The sequence below is a fragment of the Bacillus mycoides genome (assembly GCF_018742245.1).
Lineage (GTDB): Bacteria > Bacillota > Bacilli > Bacillales > Bacillaceae_G > Bacillus_A > Bacillus_A cereus_U.
On the sequence record NZ_CP036132.1, the window covers coordinates 2,010,754 to 2,028,749 of the forward strand.

The following is a 17,996-nucleotide window of genomic DNA, read 5'->3' on the forward strand; positions in this document are numbered from 1 at the left end:
AGTAATGGCAATACAAACACATATTAATGTAACGGTAGATTTTAGTAAATGGAATGGAAATACATATGATTTGCGTATTCCAAATCATCAATCTATTAAATATTTATTGAAAAATTTATTAGATACGCTAAAGATTGATAATCATGAAGGTTCACATTTTGTAATTAAAGTGAAAAATAAGTCAATTGTTTTAACGGATAATGATCGTTTAATTGATCACCAAATAACAGATGGAGATATTTTACAAGTTTTATAAAGAATATTTTTTACTTTTAGTTATTTGAAAATAAGTTATTACGGGTTATAAAGAAAAGGAGAAGAGGATAAAAATGACGGAAAAAACAATTCAAATTGATGCAATGAACTATCAATTTCAAATAGAAAAAGAAAATTGGAAATTGGAGATGACCAAATCTCAAACACGTATAAAAGACTTCCGTCAATTCGATATAATTACGGGCGCATCATCTGAGTTTGTACCATTAACGATAGAAGAAACGGATGATATGTTTACTTTTATATTTCAAGTGGATAAAAAATTATATAAGTGGGACGATCTTAGCCGTTTTGGAAGAAATGAGAAATTAAGACTGCTTCGAAATGTTGCGCAGTTTCGTAAATATTTAAATAAACGAATCACGTTCTTTTTACATCCGGACAATATAGTTTTTAATGCTAATTTAATACCAAGTATTATACATAGAGGAATTAGAGATATTGTTCCACCAACCCCGTTGTTAGAAGAGCAATTTTTAACACAATATAAGTGTCTAATTATTGCTTTATTCTCCCAAAAGCACAATTTTGATGATTTGTATGCTGGGTTACTAAAAGATGCAAAAGAAACAACATTTGAACAAACCGTTGCTCAAATGGAAAGTTTAGATGCATTACTGCAGTTTCTGGATGACAGCTTTGAGAAGGAACAAACAAAAACAGAAAAAAATATGCAGTTAGTACATAAAAAGAGCTACAAATCATTTAAATATTTAGCTTTTTCCTTCATAGCGGCGACAGTTGTTTTAGTTGCTCCTTTAATATATTTCACTTTTATAAAATTTCCTTATCAAAATAAATTATTAGAAGCAAATGCGAATTTCATAGCAACTGATTATGACAAAGTAATTACTCAATTAAATGAAGAGGAATTTGAATCATTACCGGTTGCGTCTAAATATGAGTTAGCATTTGCATACATTACAGCTGAAAAACTAGGTGAAAATCAAAAGAAAGCAATTATGAAAAATATTAGTTTGAAAAGTGATGAAAAGTATTTACTTTATTGGATGTATAACGGAAAAGGTGATTTTGATAAATCATTAGATTTAGCTAAAACACTTGATGATCCGCAGCTTATTATGTACGGCCTTGTTAAACAAATTGAATCGCTGAAAAATAATCCGGACTTGTCAGGAGAAGAGCGTGATCAAAAGTTAAAAACATATGAACAACAATTAGATGAGTATAAAAAGAAATATGGCAATTCATCAAGCGATAAAGACTTGTCGGACACAGAGAAAAAAGAGTAAGCAAGCACTTGATGAGACAGTTGAAAAGGAGCAGTGAACACGGATGGAGCAACTATTAGTATTGACTTATGGAGACAAAATATATAAGTGCACATTACATCCAAATGAGCAATCAATAGTGTCGATTGGAAAAGAGTGGACAAATGATATTACGAATCCAAGTTTAGAACAAGAAGTAGAATTAAAGTGGAATAATGAAGTGAACGCTTGGATGGTAGAAGATCAATTAATAGAATTCAATAAGGAATTTGAGATTGGAAAAACGAAAGACGTGAGCTTGAAAATCTTTATATCTATTATTGGCACAACTAAAGTGTTTGATATAGGAACGAAACATTCTCTTACAATTAGTCAAAATAGTTATGATGATATCGCTATTACAGGAAGTAGCGTAGATTTAATGTTATCTCGTGAAACGTTGTACGATTCATTTAAAGTGAACGTATATGACGGGGATGTATTTCATAATTATACGAAGCTACAAGATAGCGTTATGTTAGAAGCAGGAGACCAATTATATTTTGATGGTGTCTTAGTGGAGATTGGCAGTGAAGATATTCAAGTATTGTCTTCAGAAGATAATGTGAAATCTGCATTACCTATTTTAGTAGAATCAGAAACCTTTTATCAAAGTGGTTATCCAGACTATCATCGTTCACCACGTATTATTTATCGTGAACCAGAAGAGAAAATGACAGTTGCGAAACCATCAAGTAAGCCGGCAAAACCAACTGAGCATTTAGCAAGAATAATCGCACCTTCTCTTGTCATGATTGTTGTAACAGTATTACTTGCTATTTTTATGAAATATGGTCTATTTATATTAGCATCAGTTGCAATGACTGTAGTAACGATAGTTGTTTCTGTCACATCATATATAAAAAATTTAAAGCAATATAAAATCGACATTATTGAACGTGACAAAAGTTATAGAGATTATATAAAACAAAAAACGAAAGATTTACATGCAGAAAGTGAAAAACAACGCCATGCATTACAGTATCATTATCCAAATGTTGAAGAAATACGTAATATGGCTGTTCAAGTAAATCCACGTATTTATGAAAAAACAATGCAACATCATGATTTCTTAACATTTAGCGTGGGAACGGGACAAGCTAATACGAGTTTTGAAATTCAATTTAATGAAGAAGAGTTTAGTCAAACGAAAGATGAATTAATTGATATAGCGCGTGAACTAAGGCAGCGTTATCTTTTATTAGAAGATGTACCAGTCGTAACAGATTTAATGAATGGACCAGTAGGCTACATTGGACAGCGATCTTTAGTGCTAGAACAATTACAATTATTAGTCGTACAAACCGCTTTATTCCATAGCTATTATGACTTGCAGTTTATTACTATTTTTCCTGAAGAAGAAAAAGAGAAATGGGATTGGATGCGCTGGTTACCTCATGGAAGTGTTCGCGATATAAATGTACGTGGATTTGTATACCATGATCGTAGCCGAGATCAAGTGTTAAATAGTTTATATCAAATATTAAAAGAGAGAAAACAAAAAGTAGATGAAAAAAGTTCAACAAATGAAAAACTGTATTTCGCACCACACTATATTGTACTCATTACAGATGAAAAACTAATTTTAGATCATGTTGTTATGGAATTTTTCAATGACGACCCGAGTCAATTAGGTGTATCACTTGTATTTGTTCAAGATGTTATGCAAAGTTTACCAGAGCACGTGAAAACGGTAATTGATATAAGAGATGCAAAGCAAGGGAACATCATCTTAGAACAAGGAGAGCTTGTTAACCGTCAATTTAAATTGAATCATGTACCGAAAGGGTTCAATTTAGAAGATGTTTCACGAGCACTAGCACCGTTAAATCATTTGCAAAACTTAAAAAATAGTATTCCAGAAAGCGTAACATTCCTAGAAATGTACGGTGTTGAAAAAATAAAAGAGTTAAATATCAAAAGTCGCTGGCAGAAAAATGCAGCACATAAATCTTTAGCTGTACCGCTCGGATTACGCGGTAAAGAAGACATCGTAAACTTAAATTTACACGAAAAAGCACATGGACCACACGGATTAATAGCTGGTACAACTGGTTCAGGTAAGTCGGAAATTATACAATCGTATATTTTATCTCTAGCTGTCAATTTCCATCCTTACGAAGTTGCCTTTCTACTAATTGACTATAAAGGCGGCGGTATGGCGAATTTATTCAAAAACTTACCGCATTTATTAGGAACAATTACGAACTTAGATGGAGCACAAAGTATGAGAGCGCTCGCATCAATTAAAGCCGAATTACAAAAAAGGCAACGATTATTTGGAGAAAATGATGTGAATCATATTAACCAATATCAAAAGCTGTATAAAGATGGTTTAGTAAGTGAGCCAATGCCACATCTATTTTTAATTAGTGATGAATTCGCAGAATTGAAGTCAGAACAACCAGAATTCATGAAAGAGTTAGTTTCAACTGCACGTATTGGGCGTTCACTCGGAATCCATTTAATATTAGCTACGCAAAAACCGAGTGGTGTTGTAGATGATCAAATTTGGAGTAACTCGAAATTCAAACTAGCACTAAAAGTTCAAAATACGTCAGATAGTAATGAGATTTTAAAAACACCAGATGCTGCTGAAATTACATTACCAGGACGTGCTTACTTACAAGTTGGGAATAATGAAATTTATGAACTATTCCAATCAGCTTGGAGCGGGGCGGATTATGTAGAAAATAAAGAGGATAAAGAACATTTAGACGCAACAATATATGCAATAAATGATCTAGGACAATATGAAATATTAAGTGAAGACTTAAGTGGACTTGGTAGCAGTAAAGAAGTAATAAGCGTACCATCTGAACTTGATGCTGTTATTGACTACATTCACGATTACGCAGAAGTAAATGAAATTGAAGCATTAGCAAGACCATGGTTACCACCACTTCCAGAAAGCGTATATTTACAAGACTTACACGCTATTCAATTCAAAGAAGCATGGACGAAAGAAAAGAAACCATTAAAAGCAACAGTTGGTCTACTAGATCAGCCTGAATTACAATCACAGACGCCGTTAACATTAGATATTAGTAAAGACGGGCACGTGGCAGTCTTCTCAAGTCCAGGTTACGGAAAATCAACATTCTTACAATCAGTCATTATGGATGTAGCTCGTCAGCATAGTCCGGAGCATTTGCATGTGTATTTATTGGACTTCGGAACAAATGGTTTAATGCCATTAAAATCTTTACCGCATGTGGCAGACATCATTACACTAGACCAAGTTGAAAAATGTGAGAAGTTTCTTCGTCGTATAGAAGACCTATTAAAAGATAGAAAGCAATTGCTAAGTAAATATGGCGTTGCAAGTCTTGAAATGTATGAGAGAGCTAGTAAAGAAGTATTACCAACAGTATTAATTACGTTAGATAACTATGATGCTGTTAGAGAAGCTGGATTTGTCGAAGACTTTGAACGCATTGTTGCACAAATTGTACGTGAAGGGGCAGCGGTAGGAATTCATTTAATGCTTACGGCTACACGTCAAAATGCATTGAGAGTACAAGTAAATACAAATATTAAACTACAAATTGCTCTATATATGATAGATGAGGCAGAATCTAGAGCTATTGTAGGAAGAACAGAGTTAAAAATTGAAGAATTAGCAGGCCGTGGTTTAGTTAAAATTGACGAACCAACAATATTCCAAACAGCTTTACCGACAGATGGAGAAGATGTACTTACTCGAATTGAAAATATACAAGCTGAAGGAAAAGAGATGGATTCCTTCTGGGATGGAGAAAGACCGAAAGCAATTCCTATGGTACCTGAAGTTCTGGAATACAAAGAATTTATTGCATGGCCAGAAACAAGGAAAATTATTGAAGCAGGCAAACTAACATTTGGTGTAGAAACAGAAAGCGTTACACCTCTCGAATTAGATTTAACGGAAGCGTCTAATATTGTTGTAGGGGGAATTAAGAAAGATGAAGTTGAAAATGTAGTTCATCAATTCCTTCAACAATTAGCAGACAGTGGACACTTTGATCTAGGTTTAATTGATACAAGAACACGCAATTTCTCAAACTATAGAGAGAGCGCTGCTTTATATGTAGCTGAAAAAACAGGAATTGAGAAAACGATTAAACAAGTTACAAATGCTTATAAATCGAGAGAAGCGGCGTTTAAAGAGGAGCAGGAAGCATCAAGTGAAACAGTGAACCCAGCTGAATTTATTAAGAAATTTAAGCCGATTGTAATCGTAATTGCAGATGTAAATGATATTTTAAGTAATTTAGAAGATAGTGATATATATAGTTTAGCGGAATTAATAACAAATGGTGCATTTATGGGCATCCACTTCGTAATTGGCTGTGATGTTGATTCAATTGACAGTCGATACGATTTAGTTTCAAAAACAATAAAAACGCAATCTCATGTTATTTTACTTAGAAAATCATCAGGCCAAATGGTCTTTGATGTATCTAATAAAGATTTAAGTAGTACAAAATTAAATCCATTTGAAGGGTATTTTGTTGAAAATCGTTTTGCTACTAGAATTAAAGTGCCAACTATTTAAGGGGGGATTTGCATGGGGATAGAGGAATTAAATAGTCAAAAATCTGGTTTATTAAGTAGTATAAGTCATCAACAAGGGCAATTGGCTGAATTACAAATGAAACTAAGAAGGCTAATAACTGCTAAGGGGAAATTTGTAAATAATCTTGAAGCAATTAAACAAAATCAAGAGCAGTTTAAGTCTTTAGAAATAAACGAGAGTAGTTGGAAAGGGCAAAGAGCAACTACTTTTAAAGAAACGTATGAACAACAAGTTATTTCTAATTTAGGGAAGTTTATTGGAGAACTAGGGAGAGTGCAAGAAGACATCGATCAAGCCATACGGCGGCTTGAAAGAGAAATCGCTGCATGTGAGTCTAGTATTCTTTCATTAAGTCGAAGTGTTTCAATGGTTGACGCTAGTATTCAAGTAGAAGTACAGAAGGCGGGGAAATGATAAATGGGGGAAATTAAATTAAATAAAGGGGTATTTGATGCGAAAGTAAGTGAATTGAAAAGTGGCGCTAGTGATTTAGGTAAGACTAAATTTAATGGTATGCAGTTACATCGTACGAATTTAAGTAAACTGAAAAAATATTGTGAAGCGATCGAAAAGTTATCGAAAAAAGTGCAGCAATATGAACAAATACTCCAAAAAGATATTAGTAGAATTCAGCAAACAGGACAAGAAATGGTTCAGCAAGATGAAAAGCTTGGAAAAGATTTGAAAGACAGTTCAGCTCACCGTGCTATGTAAAGGGATAGGAGGGAGAAAATATGAGCAAAATCATAGAGTTACAAGAAGTAAAAGAACTGCAAGAGCGCTTTAATTCAAGTGCCGAAGAGTTAAATCAACATTTGGAAACATTGCAGCAAAAAATAGAGGACTTTACACAAATTAACTCTTTTCAAGGGAAAGCTGCTGATACTATTAAGAATCATTTATCTACAGTTCATGGAGCTGTTATCACTGGATTTACAGTTACAACGGAAATGTTAAAAAGTCAATTTCAAAAAGCAATAGAGGAGTTTAACAGTGAGGTTGACAGTGATGCAGATGCGAAAATTCATGGAAGTTATTTGGATGATGTAAAGAAAAAAGTTAATGGATATAGTGAGGGATTCAGCCACTCTAATGAAGAGGCAAAAAAAACAGTAGGTACGATTAGTGACATCGTCGCAATTCAATATCCATCATCATCAAGCATCACTGAAGGCGCTGTAAAAAGCCAAAAAGAAATCAGTGATACATTAGAAAAATTAGAGACTTATAACAGTAAGCAAAGTGACCTGCAAGAGTTTGATGAATTAATGCGTAAAATAGATGAGGGAATGAAACAAATAAAAGTGAATAATGGGAATTTGTCTAGCGCCTCAATAGGGAAGTTATTAGCTGACACATCAATTGGAAATATCATTAAGGGATTGGCAGATGCCATGACTAAGTTTGATATTGGGAATAAGGGAGCTAAGGCTACTTTAAATGCTTACATACGCATGCATTATGTTACAAAGAAATTGGGTTTGGAAGTTCTTTTCGATCCTAAAGGCCGAAAAGGTAAAGGGGCATATACATTATCGACTTCTAAGAAAGAAGATATGGTTTTAGCAGAAAGAATACTTAAAATGGATAATAAAGATGACGTGTTATTCAAATATTTAAAGGATAAATTAGAATTTAAATTCGAGGGTTTGAAAACAACAAAGGAACAAATAAAAAAGGCACGCAGAAATATTTATAAATTACCAGAGTTTCAAAATTACGCAGATTTTCAAATGGATCGGGAGAACAAAGGATTGCCTACCGCTATTGGGAAAAAAGGACTGAGTTCATTTAAAGCTGCTTGGGCAGACGGCTTAAAGGATATTAATCCTATGAAATGGAAAGAAGCGTTTAAAGGCCTAGGTAAAGCAGGAGGAATATTGAAAGGAGCAGGTATTTTTGGAGCGGTTGTGTCAGTTGGAGGTAATGTTGTTGATGCTAAAGAAGGTGGTTGGCAGTTAAAAGATGTAGTGGATATAGCAACAGATTCAGCTGTAGATATTGGAGCAAATGCTGGAGCGATGGCAGCTGGTGCTGTAGCAGGATCGTTTTTCCTTCCGCCGCTTGGTACTGTGGTAGGAGCTGGTGTTGCAGTTGGTATTACAGCGGTAGCAAATATAAAATGGAAAAAATTCGGTGGGGACAGTGCGATTGATCTTGCTAAAAAAGGAGTCAAAAATGTAACTGAAAAGATAGAAGAAAAATTTAAAATAGGGGAGAAACTTAAATCTATATTTTGGTAATTAGACTACACGAAAGGTGCAGATAGATGATGTGGGATATAAAAGAAGAAGATTTAGATGAATTTCGAGTAACATGTAGCAGGCGTTTAAGCCCTGAAGGTGCTATGGTTTTCTTTATTGGAGGGATAGTTTATACTTCAGTATTTATGTTTTTTATTTTTATGGGGGGATTGGAGTATTATAATACTTTCTTTGACAAAACAATTGTTAAAATTGAAATTGGGTTATATAGCTTACAAATAATGTTTTTAATTCTATATTCATTTCCAAAAGTGTGTTTTAAATTACAAAAACTACAAACGTTTGTAATATTATTATATGCATTTCAATTAGGTACTATAACATTCACAGCGTTGATTCTTCCTGGGATTTCTGATGATTCAATTGACAGAATTAAATTAATATATGTAGGTATGTTATTTCTAGGAGCAGTCATTGTTCACATTGTGACAACTATCGATACGTTTAAACAAGCGAGTGAAGGTGCGTTCAGTAAGGATGAAAGATCCACCTCATTTTTTAGTAAAACAAAAGGGAATGTGATGAAGTGGGCTACACTATATGCACTAACCCTTCTTGTTTTGATTTATTTTCATACTAATTATGCGTTCGATGTCTTAGTCCTTTATGTGGTAGGTACTGTATTAATGTATACAATTGCTGTCGGTGCAGCTGAATTTCAGCTATTAATGTATTGTAGATTTAAATTCCCTTCATTTAACATATCGTGGGAGCAACATAAAAGAGAGACTCCAAGATATCAAAAGAAAAATAAAAAAGGTAAATCAAAACGTAAGGCGTAAAGGAAATGAGTATAGTAGGTTTAAATGTTCGCCATTTATTATAATGTGGAAGGAATATGAAAGAGAGCGTAAGTGACATTTGAAGAAACAAAAGAATATATAGCCAAGAGAAAGAATAGTAAAAGGAGTAGGTATTATGAAAATTCAATATAAAGCATTATCACTTTTAAATTTAATTAGTATTACTCAAATTGTAAAAAAAGAAGATTGGTTATTACCTGCTATCGCACTGAGAAATCAAGTTGTTCATAATGGAATATATGCTGTAGGTCCTGTTCTTTTTAAATATCAGCCATTGGACAATGAACCAGAGTACGGCGAATATACGTATTCTGTTCCAGTAAATGAACGTGTTAAATTAGGGGAGAATTCTGCATATGAATACGTTGATGGATTAATTATTGAAGAGGCATTAAGTGTTCGATTTACTGATGAAGATGGTGATATTGAGGAGGCTTATAATTTAATACATGAGTTTGCAGAACAGCATCATATTAAATTAGATAATGGTTTTTATCACGTATGTTTAGACGTATACGGTGACATGTGGCTAGATATTTATGCTCCTATTATAGAAGTAGGTGAAACAATAAAATGATAATTGAAGGACAAAGTATTGCATATACAAATGTTGTTTCGAAAGAGTACTATTTTCATTACGAAGATATGGAAGAAGCAATTGAACATTTTATGTCAGAAATTGCAACAGCGAATTTAACAGTAAAAGGTCCGATGTTTTATGCTTTGAAAAATATACCATCTGATGAAAATATGTACGTTGAATTATTCATGCCAGTAAATGAGGATAAAATTCCAGCATCAGAAACACTTCAATTTAGGAGCTATTATTATGTTGATGAGATGCTCATGAAACGATATACGGGAGATTATGAAAAATTAACAGAGCAGGTATATGGTGAAATGCTTCTGTATATGGAGGATAATAATCTGAATTTAGCCTCGCCAATTTATCATGTGTTTAGCGGTGATGAGTCTTTACAGTATGTTGAAGTGAAAATCGCGGTATATAGTGAAGTATAATATTTGAAGCTTGAGATTTTTAAAATGTGGAAGCATCATGAAATATCTTAAAAGAGATAGTTTTGTATAGAATATGGGGATGTGACATAAATAAAACCTTCTCTTCTCTTTAGAATGAGGAGGTTTTTTATTCTAAAATCTATATGTAATTGATTGAACAATTCGACATAAGATTTTTCAATTGGATCAATCTGTATTGGTAGTAGTTACGTTCTGCAGTTCGCTTTGTTTTTATTTTGAAAGGGAAAATTTATTCGAAAGTCAATTTGTAAAGAGGGGAAGGTGTTATTTTGAATAAGGATCGGAATGTTTCGGAAACAGAGAAAAGTTTTTTTGAAAGGACAATAGTATCTATATATAAAGCGTTAGAATTTATAATGAAGTATACAATGATTATAATAATAATAATGTCAATATTTGTGATAATTGCTGCTGTTTATTTTAAAATATATGAGGGGATAGGGGCGGGTGTATTTCTCTTAATCTCGTCATTATTTGCATATTTGGTATTTTTTAAGAAAAGTAAAAATGCCTAAATTAATAGCGAAAATAAAATTTCAAAGATTAAAAACTATAATACATTATTTGAAGAGGGAAAGTTTTGAATATGGCATGAATGTATAACAGCAAGAAAACCTTCTCTTTTCGTTAAAATGAGAAGGTTTTTATTTTTAATCTACATGATTTAAGTAAAGGTAGTTAAAGGTGGGAAACTTGGATGTGGAATATAAAAGAAAAAGATTTAGATGAATTTAAAATAACATGTAGAAATCGTTTAAGTCCTGAGGCTGCTGTAGGTTTTATGTTAGGTTCAATCATATACACCTCATTAATAATGTTAGGTGTAATTTATGGTTTGGTGAAATTTGGTTGGTCCGTATATCCTAGTTTACTAGAGGAAACAATTATTAAAATAGAGTTATTTTTGTATAGCTTACAAATCATTTTTCTTATTGTATATTTATTTCCCAAATCCCGTTTTAAATTTCAAAAGTTACAAGCTATAGTTATATTGTTATTTGCACTTCAACTTGTGACTATAGGATTTGTAACAGTAGTTGTTTCGAGTATTTTCGGTTATTCAAATGATCGTGTTACATTGACTTATGTAGCCTTATTATTGTTAGGAGCTTTTATTATTCATATTTTTACAACAATTAATACCTTTAAGCAAGCTAGCGAAGGCGCATTTAGTAAGTGGGAAAATTCAGTTTCATTTTTTAGTAAGACAAAAGATTTTTTTATGATCGCTTCTATATTATATGTATTAACTCTCCTAATCTTAATTTATATTAATAATGATTATACGATGGGGCAAATAGGGTGGTATTCTGTATTGACCCTTATACTATACACGGTAGCCATAGGTGCAGCAGAGTTCCAATTACTAGCCTATTGTAGATTTAAATTTCTATCATTTTATATTTCGTGGGAGGAACATGAAAGAGAACGCCAGGAATTCTTAAAGCGTTATAAAGAGAGAGAAGAAAAGAAAGAAAAAGAAATAAAATAAGTTTTGCATCGAAATGAGGAAAGATGAATGCTTAAAATAAAGGAAGAAGATTTAGGTTTTTTCAAAATTACAAATAAAAACCGATTAAGTCCTGATGGTGTAATGGCCTTTTTAGTTGGAGTTTTTGTATACGCTTCATTACCGATGTTTTTTATTGTTTTGGGGTTTTTACAACTTGGTTGGGAGGCTTATCCAAAATCTTTTGAACGAATATTTGTTTGTGTAGAGTTAGTATTATATATTCTGCAAATCCTTTTTTTGATTATCTATTCATTTCCGAAATTAAGATTTAAATTACAAAAGTTACAAGCCATTGTAATTGTGTTTAACTCGTTTCAGGTTGCAACGGTAGGGTATGCTTATGTATTAATTGAAGCGATATTTGGATATACTTGTAAAAAATTAACCGTATGTTATATAGGTCTATTATTATTAGGAGCGATTACTACTCATATTGTAATTACAATCCATACTTTTAAAAAAGCAAAATATGGAGGCTATAAGTTGGAAGGGGAATCAGTCTCATTTTTTACTAATACAAAACTCTGGATGTTAATTGGAATGGTAATTTATATAGTTGTCCTATTGATATTAATCTTTGCAAGTATTCGTTTTGCGCTAAAGCCGATGGTGTTTTATTTTTTACAAACAATTATATTATATGTATTTGCCGTTGCATCAGCAGAATTCGTCCTATTAGTGTATTGTCGCTTTAAATTCCCATCATTTAATATTACGTGGGAACAACATGAAAAGGATCGCCAAGAATTTATAGCAAATAGAAAAAGAATAAGAGAGAAAGAACAAAAGCAAAATAAAAACTGAAATGATAATTGTAAATAATAGTAATAGATTATTTTTTTATGGTGGAAGAATCTATTTGTGAAGAATTAAAACATTGTATAAGGGGTAGTGATTATGAAAGTTCACTATAAAGCATTATAGCTTTTTAATTTAATAAGCATCACTCAAATTGTAAAAAAGGATGATTGGTTGTTGTCAGCTATCTCACTTAGAAATTAAGTAATTCATAGTGATATATACCCAAAAAGTAGCTAGAGGTGTGTAACTAGATGTGGGATGTAAAAGAAGAAAATTTAGAAAAGTTTAGGATGATATGTAGAAGGCGTTTAAGTCCAGAAGGTGCTTTAGGTTTTATGATAGGAACAATAGTGTATGTTTCAGTTATGATGTTTTTTCTTATTGGTACTTTAGTAACGTTTGGTTGGGACTATTATACTACTTTCTTTGAGAAAACAATCGTTAGAATGGAACTTGTGCTATATAGCTTGCAAATAATTTTTTTAATTCTATATTCATTTCCAAAAGCTCGATTTAAATTTCAAAAGTTACAAACGATTGTCGTGTTATTATATGCATTTCAATTAGGTACGATATTATTCACGGCTTTAATTCTTCCTGGAATGTCTGATTATACAATTGACGGAATTACATTAGTATATGTAGGTTTCTTATTTATAGGAGCAGTGATTGTTCATATTGTGACAACGATTGATACGTTTAAACAGGCAAGTGAAGGTGCATTTAGTATGAATGAAAGATCCGCTTCCTTTTTTAGTAAAACAAAAGGAACTATGATGAAAGTAACTTCAATATACGTATTAATCCTACTTATTTTGATTTATTTTCATAATGATTATGCGATTGATACTTTTATTGGATATGTAATAGGTACTGTTTTACTGTACACAGTAGCCGTTGGTTCAGCAGAATTCCAGCTATTGGTGTACTGTAGATTCAAATTTAAATCATTTAATATGACTTGGGAAGAAAATGAGAGAATGCGTGGGAGAACTCGAAAACAAAATGAAAAATTCAAAACGAAAAGTAAATAATGGTGAAATAGAATTTAAGTGTATGAGAATTATTTAAACTATATAGAAGGTGAAAAGGCTGAATGTGGAATATAAGAGAAGAAGATTTGGGCTTTTTTGAAATTGCAAATAGAAACAGATTAAGTCCGGATTATATAAGAATCTTTTATGGGGGAGTCTTTGCATATACTTCTATACCCATGCTTATTATGTTTTTAATTTTTTTGCTAAATGGTGATAAAATTTCTTTAACTCCTTTTGAGAAGATAGTTGTACAAACTGAAGTGAAATTGTATGTTTTGGAGTTCATTTTTTTAATGTTATTGATGTCTAAAAAGATCGCTTTTAAATTACAGAAACTCCAAACCATTGTGACTGTATTTTATTCTTTTCAGTTAGCAACATTACCATTTATGGCTATGGTGGTTGAAGAAATCTTTGATTTTCCATGTGATAATAAAACACTGTTTTATGTTGGTTTAATACTTTTAGGTGCAATCTGTACGCACATTGTAGCAACGATTGATGTTTTTAGAAAAGCAAAGCATGGAGGATATAAATTGGAAGGAAAGGCTGTCTCGTTTTTTACTAACACTAAATTATATTTATTGATTGGAATGACAATCATTGTAATCGTTCTACTTATATTCATTTTTTTAAACCTTAATTATGCATTTGATGAAATGGCAATTTATGTGATACAAACAATAATAGTATATACATTTGCAGTAGTATCAGCAGAATTCGTCCTATTAGTGTATTGTCGCCTTAAATTCCCATCATTTAATATTACGTGGGAAAAACATGAAAAGAAACGCCAAGAATTTATAGCAAATAGAAAAAGAATAAGAGAGAAAGAACAAAAGCGAAACAAAAACTGAAATGAAAGTTATAAATGATACTCGTAAACTTATATAGAATAAATGCATTATTCATAAGTTAACTAGTAAAGGGAGGGATGTAATATCTTGAATAAAGATCCCAAAACTGTAAAAACAGAAAAAGGTTTATTTGAAAGTGTAATAGCACCTATTATTGTCGGGATCATGTTTATCTTTTTAATTCTATATAAAGTAGCAGAGTTTCTGGGGAAGTGGATTGTTATCTTTGGAATAATATTTTTTATTGGTAGTATATTTCTTTGCATATATCTAGAAGAATATGGAGGGGGATTGGGCGGTGAGATAGGGTTAATATCGATGTTATTGTTATATTTTATGTTTATTAGAAAAAGTAAAAAAGCTAGTTTAATATGAAATACTAAAAACATTTATTTACTTTCAGTTTATCTACAAAAATAGAGTTATTACATGATTTTAGAAAAGATGGTGTAATTATATGTGGAATATAAAAGAAGAAGATTTAAATGAATTTAAAAGTACTTGCAAGAATCGCTTAAGTCCCGATTGGGCGACAGGGTTTATGTTTGGAACGATGTTTTTTATTTCATTAATAATGTTTTTTCTTATTGGAGGGTTAATAAGGTTTGGTTGGAGTTATTACCCGACTCTCTTTGATAAAATAATTGTTAGCCTTGAGTTAGTGTTTTATAGTCTTCAAGTAATTTTTTTAATTATTTATCTGTTTCCTAAGATGCCATTTAAATTACAGAAACTACAAACACTTGTGGTACTATTATATGCATTTCAGCTAGGCACTATAACATTTACAATGTTGATAATCCCAGGGATGTCGAATTATTCAATTGATCAAGTTACATTAATGTATGTCGGGTTATTATTTTTAGGTGCAGTCATTTTACATATTTTAGCGACTATTGATACTTTTAGACAGGCAAGTAAAGGGGCATTTAATACGGGAGAAGAATCCTCTTCATTTTTTAGTAAAACAAAGAGGATTGCAATTAAGTGTGCTCTAATTTATGTGTTAACTCTTCTCATTTTAATTTATGTGCATAATAATTATACACTAAATATTTTAGGATTGTATGCGGGAGGAACTCTAATCATGTACGCGGTAGCCATAGGTGCAGCAGAGTTCCAATTATTAGCCTATTGTAGATTTAAATTTCCGTCATTTTATATTTCGTGGGAGGAACATGAAAGGGAACGTCAGGAATTCTTAAAGCGTTATAAAGAGAGAGAGGAAAAGAAAGCGAAAGAAATAAAATAAGTTTTGGTTTCTGAAAATTCGAATAGAATATATAAGCAATTAAGAATTGTATATAAATCGATGCTATTAAAAATTAAAGAATATTCAATATAATCTGTATGAGTAAATAAATACCAGTAAGTAAAGGTGAAGTGTATTACTTTCCAAAAGGGAACATAATGAACCTAAAAATGCCTAGAGTAACTAACGGGGTGTCAGTATGAAGTTAAAGAAGAAAGCTAAGATGATAATAGTTCTGTCAATAGTAGCAAGTTTATTAAGTGGATGTGGTTTTGGGGAGACGAAGATAGAGTATGAGAGATTAGTAAAGGCGTTGGATGAAGGTGAAAAGAAGATGGTTATACTTAAGTGCAAGAGAGAAGAGTATTTGGAACTTTTGAGGAGAAAGGATACTATTTGAACTATCAAAAAGCAATCTGATTATATGATTATCGTAATTAATGTGGTAATGGTATACCTAAAAAATCATCTGAATTTAGTTGTACAAAGATCTATGTACTTAAAAATATTAAGAATGTAATAGAATTTTAGTGAATGAAAATTATTTAAACTGTATAGAAGGTGAAATGTCAGGGTGTGGAATATAAAAGAAGAAGATTTAGATAAGTTTCGAATGACATGTCAAGGGCGTTTAAGTCCTGAAGGTGCTGCGGGTTTTATGCTCGGAACGATATTTTATACTTCATTATTTATGGTTATTATTTTTGTGGGAGGAATGGATTATTATACTACCTTGTTTGATAAGGTAATTGTTAGGATTGAATTAGTGTTATATGGTTTGCAAGTAATGTTTTTAATACTATATTTATTCCCTAAAGCTCGTTATAAATTTCAAAAATTACAAACGCTCGTGATATTATTATATGCATTTCAACTTGGAACTATCGGATGCACGTTATTTGTTCTTTCTGGGATGATAGAGCATTCAATTGATCTCAATACACGTGTTTATGTAGGTCTATTAGTATTAGGTGGAATTATTGTTCATATTGTGACAACAGTTGATACATTTAAACAAGCAAGCGAAGGTGCATTTAGTAGTGGGGACAAATCAGATTCGTTTTTTAGTAAAACAAAGGGACATGTTATACAAGGTGCTGTAATTTATGTGTTAATTCTTCTTGTTTTGATTTATATAAATAATAATTACTCATTAAACACAATGTTTGGTTATGTTATGTGTAATGTTGTTATGTATGCAGTAGCCATTGGAGCGGCAGAATTTCAACTATTGGTGTATTGTAGATTTAAATTCAAGTCATTTAATATGACATGGGAAGAGAATGAGAGAATGCGTGGGAGAATTCGAAAGCGAAATAAGAAATTCAAAACGAAAAATAAATAATATATTAATAGAATTTTAGTGCTCGAAAAATAATTGAAACGTATAGAAGGTGAAAAACTGAATGTGGAATATAAAAGAAGGAGATTTAGATGAGTTTAGGATGACATGTAATAATCGTTTAAGTCCTGAGGGTGCTACAGGATTTATGTTTGGAGGAATACTTTACAGTTCAATAGCCGTTTTTTCTATTATTGTATCAGGTGATTGGGATTACTGTATGGTTCTCCTTAATATAGGAATTGTTAAGCTGGAAGTGTTGTTATATGCTCTGCAAGTAATTTTTTTCATTCTATATTTATTTCCAAAAGCTCAATTTAAATTTCAAAAGCTACAAACAATTGTTGTATTATTAAATGCATTTCAAATGGCAACAATATTACTCGTAGTTTTGATTGGTACTAAAATGGCTAATAATTCAATTGATCAGATTACATTACTGTATGCAGGATTATTATTTTTAGGAGCAGTAATTTTTCATATTTTGACAACAATTGATACGTTTAAACAGGCAAGTGAAGGTGCATTTAGTATGGATGAAAGATCCGCTTCCTTTTTTAGTAAAGCAAAAGGAAAGATGATGAAGTGGGCTACATTATACGCAGTAACTATTCTTATTTTTCTATATTTTCATAACGATTATGGATTTGATACTTTAGGTATGTATGTAGTAGGGACCTTTTTAATGTATACGATAGCTATCGGAGCAGCTGAATTTCAGCTATTAACATATTGCAGGTTTAAATTTTCGTCATTTAATAAAACATGGGAGCAACATAGAAGAGAGACTCCGAGATATCAAAAGAAAAATAAAAAAGGTAAATCAAAACGTAAGGTGTAAAGGGAATTGGCAGAATAAATTTAAATGTCCGCCATTTAATATAACGTGGGAAGAGAATGAGAGAATGCGTGGGAGATTTCGAAAGCGAAATACAAAATCCCAATCGAAAAGTAAATAAGAGTGAAATAGAATTGAAGTGA

At 31.8% G+C, this 17,996-nt stretch carries 18 protein-coding genes and 1 pseudogene; all 19 read left to right on the forward strand.

The genetic code is table 11. The features are described from left to right. The first annotated feature begins 4 nt into the window (after window positions 1–4). Window positions 5–256: an EsaB/YukD family protein gene (locus EXW56_RS10230; RefSeq protein WP_001007571.1), complete on the forward strand. Its 252-nt coding sequence runs from the start codon at window positions 5–7 to the stop codon at window positions 254–256. Between the two features lie 73 nt (window positions 257–329). After that, window positions 330–1,529: a type VII secretion protein EssB gene (gene essB, locus EXW56_RS10235; protein ID WP_002202239.1), complete on the forward strand. Its 1,200-nt coding sequence runs from the start codon at window positions 330–332 to the stop codon at window positions 1,527–1,529. A gap of 43 nt (window positions 1,530–1,572) precedes the next feature. After that, entirely contained in the window at window positions 1,573–6,084 is a 4,512-nt protein-coding gene (essC, locus tag EXW56_RS10240; RefSeq protein WP_215597415.1) for a type VII secretion protein EssC, read from the forward strand. Between the two features lie 12 nt (window positions 6,085–6,096). Beyond that, the gene (locus EXW56_RS10245) at window positions 6,097–6,519 is read left to right on the forward strand and encodes a YwqH-like family protein (protein WP_002200727.1); all 423 of its coding nucleotides are present in this window, start codon (window positions 6,097–6,099) and stop codon (window positions 6,517–6,519) included. 3 nt (window positions 6,520–6,522) lie between these two features. Next, window positions 6,523–6,819 (forward strand): TIGR04197 family type VII secretion effector, encoded by a 297-nt coding sequence (locus EXW56_RS10250; RefSeq protein WP_000503891.1) that lies wholly within the window; start codon window positions 6,523–6,525, stop codon window positions 6,817–6,819. Between the two features lie 20 nt (window positions 6,820–6,839). Beyond that, window positions 6,840–8,348: a T7SS effector LXG polymorphic toxin gene (locus tag EXW56_RS10255; RefSeq protein ID WP_199709737.1), complete on the forward strand. Its 1,509-nt coding sequence runs from the start codon at window positions 6,840–6,842 to the stop codon at window positions 8,346–8,348. A 29-nt stretch (window positions 8,349–8,377) separates the two neighbouring features. Beyond that, window positions 8,378–9,151, forward strand: a complete 774-nt coding sequence (locus tag EXW56_RS10260; RefSeq protein WP_215597571.1) for a hypothetical protein — start codon at window positions 8,378–8,380, stop codon at window positions 9,149–9,151. Window positions 9,152–9,287: 136 nt separating this feature from the next. Further along, on the forward strand, window positions 9,288–9,749 hold the full coding sequence (locus EXW56_RS10265; protein WP_085310689.1) for a DUF5085 family protein: 462 nt from the start codon (window positions 9,288–9,290) through the stop codon (window positions 9,747–9,749). After that, the gene (locus EXW56_RS10270; protein ID WP_215597416.1) at window positions 9,746–10,192 is read left to right on the forward strand and encodes a DUF5085 family protein; all 447 of its coding nucleotides are present in this window, start codon (window positions 9,746–9,748) and stop codon (window positions 10,190–10,192) included. Before EXW56_RS10265 ends, EXW56_RS10270 begins: the two co-directional genes overlap by 4 nt. Window positions 10,193–10,482: 290 nt before the next feature. Continuing rightward, window positions 10,483–10,728, forward strand: coding sequence for a hypothetical protein (locus tag EXW56_RS27565; RefSeq protein ID WP_050000264.1), 246 nt, complete (start codon window positions 10,483–10,485; stop codon window positions 10,726–10,728). A 182-nt stretch (window positions 10,729–10,910) separates the two neighbouring features. Next, a complete protein-coding gene (locus tag EXW56_RS10275) occupies window positions 10,911–11,705 on the forward strand; it encodes a hypothetical protein (RefSeq protein ID WP_050000265.1) in 795 nt (264 codons plus the stop codon). Between the two features lie 27 nt (window positions 11,706–11,732). After that, window positions 11,733–12,530 (forward strand): hypothetical protein, encoded by a 798-nt coding sequence (locus tag EXW56_RS10280; RefSeq protein ID WP_215597417.1) that lies wholly within the window; start codon window positions 11,733–11,735, stop codon window positions 12,528–12,530. 248 nt (window positions 12,531–12,778) lie between these two features. Then, window positions 12,779–13,561, forward strand: a complete 783-nt coding sequence (locus tag EXW56_RS10285) for a polysaccharide biosynthesis protein (RefSeq protein ID WP_215597418.1) — start codon at window positions 12,779–12,781, stop codon at window positions 13,559–13,561. 62 nt (window positions 13,562–13,623) lie between these two features. Next, complete coding sequence (locus EXW56_RS10290) at window positions 13,624–14,421, forward strand: hypothetical protein (protein WP_215597419.1); 798 nt, start codon at window positions 13,624–13,626, stop codon at window positions 14,419–14,421. An 87-nt stretch (window positions 14,422–14,508) separates the two neighbouring features. Next, the gene (locus tag EXW56_RS10295; protein ID WP_050000269.1) at window positions 14,509–14,796 is read left to right on the forward strand and encodes a hypothetical protein; all 288 of its coding nucleotides are present in this window, start codon (window positions 14,509–14,511) and stop codon (window positions 14,794–14,796) included. 82 nt (window positions 14,797–14,878) lie between these two features. Next, window positions 14,879–15,673 (forward strand): hypothetical protein, encoded by a 795-nt coding sequence (locus EXW56_RS10300; RefSeq protein WP_215597420.1) that lies wholly within the window; start codon window positions 14,879–14,881, stop codon window positions 15,671–15,673. 199 nt (window positions 15,674–15,872) lie between these two features. Beyond that, window positions 15,873–16,016 (forward strand): annotated as a pseudogene (locus EXW56_RS10305) (DUF3952 domain-containing protein); the annotation flags it as partial. 231 nt (window positions 16,017–16,247) lie between these two features. Further along, window positions 16,248–17,018, forward strand: coding sequence for a hypothetical protein (locus tag EXW56_RS10310; protein ID WP_215597421.1), 771 nt, complete (start codon window positions 16,248–16,250; stop codon window positions 17,016–17,018). Window positions 17,019–17,079: 61 nt separating this feature from the next. Beyond that, window positions 17,080–17,856 carry a hypothetical protein gene (locus tag EXW56_RS10315; RefSeq protein WP_215597422.1) on the forward strand — a complete coding sequence of 259 codons (777 nt, stop codon included), beginning with the start codon at window positions 17,080–17,082 and terminating at the stop codon, window positions 17,854–17,856. Window positions 17,857–17,996: the final 140 nt, after the last annotated feature.

What these genes read in the sequence shown, in the direction of transcription:
- EXW56_RS10270 (WP_215597416.1), top strand. Translation starts at nt 9,746, where the DNA reads ATGATAATTGAAGGACAAAGTATTGCATATACAAATGTTGTTTCGAAA.
- EXW56_RS10300 (WP_215597420.1), top strand. Translation starts at nt 14,879, where the DNA reads ATGTGGAATATAAAAGAAGAAGATTTAAATGAATTTAAAAGTACTTGC.
- essB (WP_002202239.1), top strand. Translation starts at nt 330, where the DNA reads ATGACGGAAAAAACAATTCAAATTGATGCAATGAACTATCAATTTCAA.
- EXW56_RS10280 (WP_215597417.1), top strand. Translation starts at nt 11,733, where the DNA reads ATGCTTAAAATAAAGGAAGAAGATTTAGGTTTTTTCAAAATTACAAAT.
- EXW56_RS10265 (WP_085310689.1), top strand. Translation starts at nt 9,288, where the DNA reads ATGAAAATTCAATATAAAGCATTATCACTTTTAAATTTAATTAGTATT.
- EXW56_RS10230 (WP_001007571.1), top strand. Translation starts at nt 5, where the DNA reads ATGGCAATACAAACACATATTAATGTAACGGTAGATTTTAGTAAATGG.
- EXW56_RS10250 (WP_000503891.1), top strand. Translation starts at nt 6,523, where the DNA reads ATGGGGGAAATTAAATTAAATAAAGGGGTATTTGATGCGAAAGTAAGT.
- EXW56_RS10275 (WP_050000265.1), top strand. Translation starts at nt 10,911, where the DNA reads ATGTGGAATATAAAAGAAAAAGATTTAGATGAATTTAAAATAACATGT.
- EXW56_RS10255 (WP_199709737.1), top strand. Translation starts at nt 6,840, where the DNA reads ATGAGCAAAATCATAGAGTTACAAGAAGTAAAAGAACTGCAAGAGCGC.
- EXW56_RS10315 (WP_215597422.1), top strand. Translation starts at nt 17,080, where the DNA reads ATGTGGAATATAAAAGAAGGAGATTTAGATGAGTTTAGGATGACATGT.
- EXW56_RS10285 (WP_215597418.1), top strand. Translation starts at nt 12,779, where the DNA reads ATGTGGGATGTAAAAGAAGAAAATTTAGAAAAGTTTAGGATGATATGT.
- EXW56_RS10260 (WP_215597571.1), top strand. Translation starts at nt 8,378, where the DNA reads ATGTGGGATATAAAAGAAGAAGATTTAGATGAATTTCGAGTAACATGT.
- essC (WP_215597415.1), top strand. Translation starts at nt 1,573, where the DNA reads ATGGAGCAACTATTAGTATTGACTTATGGAGACAAAATATATAAGTGC.
- EXW56_RS10245 (WP_002200727.1), top strand. Translation starts at nt 6,097, where the DNA reads ATGGGGATAGAGGAATTAAATAGTCAAAAATCTGGTTTATTAAGTAGT.
- EXW56_RS10290 (WP_215597419.1), top strand. Translation starts at nt 13,624, where the DNA reads ATGTGGAATATAAGAGAAGAAGATTTGGGCTTTTTTGAAATTGCAAAT.